Origin of the sequence: Actinoalloteichus spitiensis RMV-1378 (assembly GCF_000239155.1) — a bacterium.
Lineage (GTDB): Bacteria > Actinomycetota > Actinomycetes > Mycobacteriales > Pseudonocardiaceae > Actinoalloteichus_B > Actinoalloteichus_B spitiensis.
In genome coordinates this window covers 1-5,275 of sequence record NZ_AGVX02000734.1, presented here as the reverse complement: position 1 = coordinate 5,275, position 5,275 = coordinate 1, and the positions used below count along the sequence as shown (strand labels likewise).

Sequence of the window (5,275 nt, the reverse complement as noted above, 5' to 3'; positions counted from 1 at the left end):
GGGACTGGACCGGGTCGGGGTCCACGACGACTTCTTCACCCTCGGCGGCGACTCCATCCTGAGCCTCAAGGTCACCTCCCGCGCCAGGGCCGCGTTCGGTGTCGATCTCACCGCGCGGACGCTGTTCGACCGACCGACGGTCGCCGCCCTCGCCGTGGAGATCGGCGACCGGCGGAACGAGCCCGGCACCACGCTCTCCGGCCCGGTACCGGTGCGTCGTGACGTGCCGCAGCCGCTCTCCTTCGCCCAGCAGCGGTTGTGGTTCCTGCACGAGTTCGACCCGCAGGGCGTCGAGTACAACCTGTCGGTCGGACTGCGGCTCACCGGGAACCTGGAGCGTGCCGCGCTCGCAACGGCCCTGACGGCGCTGGTGGCGAGGCACGAATCCCTCCGGACGACCTTCGACACGCACGACGGCGAGGCGGTGCAGGTCGTGCACCCACCAGCCAACGTGGTGGTTCGGCAGGTCGATCTCCGCCCCGCCGCCGGGTGTGGCCGGCCGTCGAGGGGGGCGGACGGTGCCGCGCAGGACGCCCACGCGGAACTGCGCCGGCTGCTGCATGTCGAGAGGTCCACTCCCTTCGACATGCGCACCGGCCCGCTGCTACGGGTGTTGCTGATTCGCGAGGACGACAATTCCCACGTGCTGGTGCTGTCGATGCACCACATCGTCACCGACGGCTGGTCCATGGGTCTGATCGCCGACGAACTCACCGAGCTGTACGGCGCGGCGGTGCGCGGCGTCGCGCCGGAACTCGCCGACCCCGTCATCCAGTACGTCGACTTCGCGGTCTGGCAGCGGGAACGGCTCGCCGGGACCGCGTTGGCGTCCCAGATCGATTACTGGCGCGACAGGCTGGCTGGCCTTCCTCCGCTCGAGTTGCCCACCGATCGGCCTCGACCGGCCGTTCGGACGTCGGCCGGTGCGCGGCGGCGGTTCGTGGTTCCGCGTGAGGTGACCACCTGGCTGCGGACGTTCGGACGCGAGCACGACGCCAGCCTCTTCATGACGCTCACCGCGTTCGTCCAGCTGCTGCTGTCCCGGTACAGCGGTCAGCACGACCTCGCGGTGGGCACGACGGTGTCCGGACGGGACCGGGCCGCCGAGGTGGAGAAGCTGGTCGGGTTCTTCGTCAACACCCTGGTCCTGCGCTCGACGGTGGAGCCTGCGAAGCCCTTCGCCGACCACCTCCGGCAGGTGCGGGAGACGGTGCTCGACGGCTTCGAGCACCAGGACGTTCCGTTCAGCCGGTTGATCGACGAGCTGTCCCCGGCGCGGGACACCAGCCGCACCCCGCTGGTGCAGGCCATGGTGACCTTGCAGAACGCTCCTCGCGGCGCGCTCGAGCTCCAGGGTCTTCGCGTCGAGGAGGTGGAGCTGCCGCACGAGAGCGCTCAGTTCGACCTGACCCTGCTGTTCCAGGAGCAGCACGACGGGACGCTGTCGGGCGAGATCGAGTACAGCACCGACCTGTTCGATCCGGAGACCATCGAGCGGTTCACCCGTCACTTCGCGGTCCTGGTCGACGCGGTGCGGCGGGATCCACGGCAGCCGTTGCGCGCGCTCGACATCCTTGACTCCTCGGAGCGGGAGTTGGTGGTGCGGGGGTGGAACGACACCGAGCTGGCGGTGCCCCCGGTGTCGGTGGCCGGGTTGGTCTGCGCGCAGGCGGCACGGACACCGGAAGCGGTGGCGGTGGTCGACGCCGAGGGCGCGGTGACCTACGCGGAGCTGGAGGAACGGTCAGCGCGGTTGGCCGGGTACCTGGCGGCACGGGGTGTGGGTGTGGAGTCCCGGGTCGGGATCTGCCTGTCCCGGTCGGTGGAGCTGGTGGTGGCGTTGATAGCGGTGGCGCGTGCCGGTGGCGTGTACGTCCCGGTCGACCCCGAACACCCGACCGAGCGCATCGCCTACGTGCTGACCGACAGCGGAGCTGCCCTGACCATCACCGAGCAGGGCCTGGCACGCCACGTTCCCGATTCGGTTCCCGCGGTGTGCGTGGACGACCCGGCGATCCAGGAGGTCATCGAACGCTGCGACCCGGCTCCGGTGGTGTTCACCTGCCCCGAGCAGGCGTTGTACGTGCTCTACACCTCCGGGTCCACCGGCCGCCCCAAAGGCGTGGTCGTCTCCCACGGCAACCTGGTCACCTTCCTGACCACCATGACCACCCGGGTCGGGATCACCCCGTCCGACCGGTGGTTGGCGGTGACCACGATCTCCTTCGACATCGCCGGCCTGGAACTGTTCCTCCCCCTGCTGCACGGCGCCCGGGTGGTCCTGGCCACCCGGGAGGAGGTCACCGACCCCGCCGCGGTCACCCGCCTGGTCACCGACCACGGGATCACCCTGCTGCAGGCCACCCCGACCTGGTGGCGGTCGGTGCTGGCCGAGACCGGTACCGCCCTGTCCGGGGTGCGGATGCTCGTGGGGGGCGAGGCCCTGCCCGTCGAGGTGGCGGCCACGATGACCGGGGTCGCCGGCCCGGCTGGGGTGCTCAACCTGTACGGGCCGACCGAGACCACGGTGTGGTCCACCACCGCGGTGGTGGACGGCGCCGGGCCGGTGGTGATCGGCACACCGGTGGGCGGCACCCGGGTGTATGTCCTGGACGCCGGGTTGCGCCCGGTACCGCCGGGGGTGCCCGGGGAGCTCTACATCGCTGGTGCCGGAGTGGCTCGGGGGTATGCGGGGCGTGCGGGGTTGACCGCGTCCCGGTTCGTGGCCGATCCGTTCTCGCTGGTGGGTGGGCGGGTGTACCGGACCGGGGACGTGGTGCGGTGGTCCCGGTCGGGTGTGTTGGAGTTCGTGGGCCGGGCTGATGACCAGGTGAAGGTGCGGGGGCATCGGATCGAGCCGGCGGAGATCGAGGCGGTGCTGGCCGGGGTCGCGGGGGTGGCCTCGGCGGTGGTGGTGGTGCGGGCTGACGGGGGTGGTGTGGACCGGTTGGTGGCTTATGTGGTGCCCGCTGGTGGGGCGGAGGTGGACGTGGTGGGGGTGCGTGCGTCGGTGGGGCGGGTGTTGCCGGAGTACATGGTGCCCTCGGTTGTGGTGGTGGTGGAGTCGTTGCCGGTGACCGGGAACGGCAAGGTGGACCGGCGGGCGTTACCGGCACCGGAGTTCACCGGGGAAGGGGAGGGCAGGAAGCCCCGGACGCCGAGGGAAGCGGTGTTGGCGGCGGTCTTCGCGGACCTGTTGGGGGTGTCCGAGGTGGGGGTGGAGGATGATTTCTTCGCCCTGGGTGGGCATTCGTTGTTGGCGACCCGTCTGACCAGTCGGGTGCGGTCGGTGTTGTCGGTGGAGTTGCCGGTGCGGGCGGTGTTCGAGCACCCCACCGTGGCCGGGTTGGCCGAGGTCGTGGCCGGTCTCGGGGAGGTAGCCCAACCCCCACTGCTGCCCCGTGCCGACTCCGAGGCGGTGGTGCCCTTGTCCCCGGCCCAGCAGCGCCTGTGGTTCGTGGCCGGGTTCACCCCCGACAGCGTCGAGTACGTCCTGGCCACCGGTCTGCACCTGCGAGGCCCCCTCGACACCAGCGTCCTGCGTGCCGCGTTCGGTGTGGTCAGCCAGCGGCATGAGGTGCTGCGGGGCACCCTCGAACCCGGCGACGGCGCCGGGCAGACCCGGATCCACCCCCACCTGCCGGTGGGCGTGCGGGAGGTCACCGCCACCGGTGGGGAGGTCGACCAGGTGCTGCGGGCCGAGACCAGCGCCCCGTGGGAGTTGACCACCGGGCCGTTGTGGCGGGTCCTGCTGGTCCACACCGGTCCCGACGAGCACGTGTTGATGGTCTCGATGCACCACATCATCGGGGATGCCTGGTCGATGGGGGTGCTGGTCCGGGAGGTCCTGACCGCCTACACGGCCCTGCTCGCTGGTGAGGAGCCGGTGTTGCCGGTGTTGCCGGTGCAGTACCCGGACTGGGTGTTGTGGCAGCGGGAGTGGTTGAGCCCGGTTCGGGTGGAGGCCGGGGTGGACTACTGGCGGGAGCGGTTGGCGGGGGTGGCGCCGTTGGAGTTGCCCACCGACCGTCCCCGGCCGCCGGTGCGGGACACCGCTGGGGCGGTGACCGAGTTCGTGGTGCCCGAGCCGGTGGTGGCGGGGTTGCGGGCGGTGGGCCGGGAGTGTTCGGCGACGGTGTTCATGGTGTTGACGGCGGTGACGCAGGTGGTGTTGTCCCGGTGGTCGGGGCAGGACGATGTGGTGGTGGGCACGGTGACCTCGGGTCGGGACCGGGCCGAGGTGGCGGATCTGGTCGGGTTCTTCGTGAACACCGTGGCGTTGCGGTCGCGGGTGGATGAGCGGGAATCGTTCGTGGAGTTCCTGGCGGGGGTGCGGGATGGGGTGGTGGAGGCGTTCGCGTGGGACTGGGTGCCGTTCGATCGGGTGATCGAGGCGGTGGCTCCGGTGCGGGATGCCTCGCGGACGCCGGTGGTGCAGGTGGTGGTGGTGTTGCAGAACGCGGTGGGGGAGTGGGATGCGGGGGTGCCGGGGGTGGTGGTGTCGGATCGGGTGGTGCCCCGGCAGGCGGCGCAGTTCGATCTGGCGGTGCATTTCCGGGAGCGTTCGGTGGAGGCGGGTGGTGGTCTGGTGGGGACGGTGGAGTACGGGACGGCGTTGTTCGATGCGGGCACGGTGGAGCGGTTCGGGCGGTGGTGGGGGGAGTTGGCCGAGCGGGTGGTCGGGGCCGCTGACCGCCCCCTCCGCGACATCCCCCTGATCAGTGACGAGGAGCGGAACCGGCTGAGCCAGGCTTGGGAGTCGGACGTCGATCGGGCGGCGCGGGAGGTTCCCGGCGGCTCGTTGGTGGAGTTGTTCGATCGTCAGGTCCGGGAGCGTCCCGAGGCGGTGGCGGTGTCCTTCCAGGACACGACGGTGACCTACGGGGAACTGGCCGGGCGGGCCTACCGCCTGGCGGCGCACCTGCGGGCCAGGGGCGTGACCCCGGGAGCGCGGGTGGCGTTGCTGCTGCCCCGCACCACCGACCTGGTGGTAGGGGTGCTGGGTGTGCTCGCGGCCGGGGCGGCGTACGTACCGGTGGACCCGAACTACCCGGCGGAGCGGATCGCCTACACCCTGACCGACAGCGGGGCCTCCACGGTGGTGACCGTCTCGGAGACCGCTGGTGCTCTCCCGGGGGCGGTGTCCGGGGTGCCGGTGGTGGAACTGGACCGCACGGACTTCTCGGGGTACGAACCCGGGCGACCGGAGGTGGTGGTGCCCGCCGAGGCGGTGGCCTACGTGATCTACACGTCCGGGTCGACCGGACGGCCGAAG

The 5,275-nt window shown here is 71.3% G+C and carries 1 protein-coding gene; it reads left to right on the top strand.

The window, feature by feature from the left end:
- Nucleotides 1-5,275: non-ribosomal peptide synthetase (locus tag ACTIDRAF_RS31135; RefSeq protein ID WP_016701336.1), on the top strand; the 5,275-nt coding region annotated here is incomplete at both ends.